The organism is Limnospira sp. PMC 1279.21 (assembly GCF_032349615.1).
Taxonomy (GTDB): Bacteria; Cyanobacteriota; Cyanobacteriia; order Cyanobacteriales; family Microcoleaceae; genus Limnospira; species Limnospira fusiformis.
Genome location: NZ_JARPLU010000435.1, coordinates 1 through 998, shown reverse-complemented (window position 1 = coordinate 998; position 998 = coordinate 1). Strand labels below are relative to the sequence as shown.

Sequence of the window (998 nt, the reverse complement as noted above, 5' to 3'; positions counted from 1 at the left end):
CGGACAAAACTCAAACTCAATGACCGTCATCGCACCTTGATGGCCAAACACGCGGGTTATGCTCGGTTCGTGTTTAATTGGGGATTACACTTATGGAGGTCAGCTTATGAAGAGGGACTCAAGCCTAATATCAACTCCATTAAAAAGGTTTTTACTCATTATGTGAAACCTCAATATCCTTGGATGTCTGAATTGTCTTCTAAAGTTTATCAATATGCCTTCATTAATCTAGGGGATGCCTTTAAGCGCTTCTTCAAGGGAATAAGCAGTTATCCTAAATTTAAGAAGAAAGGCTACCATGATAGCTTTACCCTTGACAATTCCGGAAAGCCATTCAATCTGTCAGGAACTCGCCATAAGCTGCCTTTTGTGGGCTGGGTTTCTACATTTGAGGCTCTACCCGAAAGTTGGGTTAAGAAAGTCACTATAACGCGCCAAGCAGGTGACTGGTATATGAGCTTTTTCGTAGAAATCACGCCAGAAATTACACCGAAATATCGAGAGAGAATCGGGGTAGACCTAGGAATTAACAATTTGGCGACTTGCTCCGATGGGACCCAATTCTCTAATCCCAAGGCTTATAAAGCAGCGACCAAAAAACTAGCTCGATTACAACGTCATTTAAGTCGCAAAGTCAAAGGCTCGAAAAATTGGGCCAAATGTCTCTTAAAAGTTCAAAAGCTACATCAAAGAGTAGCAAACATTCGGCGGGACACGATTCATAAAATCACTACTTTTTTGGCTAAAAACCACAGCCAAGTCGTCATTGAAGATTTGAATGTGTCTGGAATGTTGAAAAATCATTGTTTGGCGGGTTCTATCGCTGATGCTTCATTTTATGAGTTCCGTCGGCAACTAGGTTACAAGGCAGAACGTTATGGTTCAAAGTTAATGATTGCGGATAGATTTTATCCATCCAGTCAACTTTGTTCTAACTGTGGCCATCGTCAAAAAATGCCCCTAGTCCGTCGGACTTTTGAATGTCCAAACTGCGGTCT

The 998-nt window shown here is 41.7% G+C and carries 1 protein-coding gene; it reads left to right on the top strand.

What is annotated here, in order from left to right; genetic code table 11:
* The coding region (locus P5683_RS25250) for an RNA-guided endonuclease TnpB family protein (RefSeq protein ID WP_315669511.1) at positions 1 to 998 on the top strand (998 nt) is incomplete at both ends.